The 847-nt window shown below is 67.5% G+C and carries 1 protein-coding gene; it reads right to left on the minus strand.

Translation table 11 applies throughout. The features are described 5' to 3' along the window. Positions 1–847 (minus strand): TolC family protein (locus AC3WLT_RS37210; protein WP_492596531.1); only part of this gene is annotated, 847 nt, incomplete at both ends.

The raw sequence follows: 847 nt of genomic DNA on the forward strand, positions 1-847 counted from the left end.
CGGCGGGTTGCCACCCCCCGCCGAGCGCCTTGAATGCGGCGACCGCTGCGCGCGCCGACTCCGTTTGCGCCTGCACCCGCTCGTCGGATGCGCGCAGCAAGTTCTGATCGGCCTGCAGGACCTCGATCAGGCTGACGACGCCTTTCTGGTAGGCCGCAAACGAGGCGGCTCGCGCCCGGCCGAGCGAGCTCACACCCTGCGCGAGAACGGCGGCCTGCTCCTCGCGCTTCACGAGTGCCGAGAAAGAATTCTCGACGTCCTCCGTTGCGTGCAATGCGGCAAGCCGGTACGCGGCGAGCATCTCGGCGTCCTGGCCTTTGGCCTCATTGATCTGCGCATTGATGCGGCCGAAATCGAACAGACGCCAGCGCAGCCCCAGCACGCCAGCGGCCTGACTGGCGCCGCTACTGAACAGGTTGCCGCTGGCCACTGAGGTGGCGCTCCCAATCAGTCCACCGAGCGACAGCTTGGGGTAATACTCCGCGACTGCCACGCCGATACGCGCGTTCGATGCAGCAAGGCGACGCTCGGCCACGATCAGATCGGGCCGACGCCTGAGCAACTCGCCAGGCGATCCGGTGCCTGCGATTCGCGGGGCGGCCGGGATATCGCCGCCCTCGAGCAGTTCCGCCCGATGCGTGCCGGGCTGTGCACCCAGCATCACGTCCAGCGCGTTCATCGCCGCATCCAGCCCCGCCTCGAGGACCGGGATGGATGCCTGCACCTGCGCCAGCGCGCCTTCAGCCTGGCTCACCTGAAGATCGGCCGCCAGGCCTTTCCCATACAGAAGCTTGATGGTCGAGAGCAGATCCTGCTGCGTCTGCAACTGCTTGCGGGCCACCTGCAG

Source organism: Paraburkholderia sp. FW306-2-2C-D06C, from assembly GCF_058781505.1.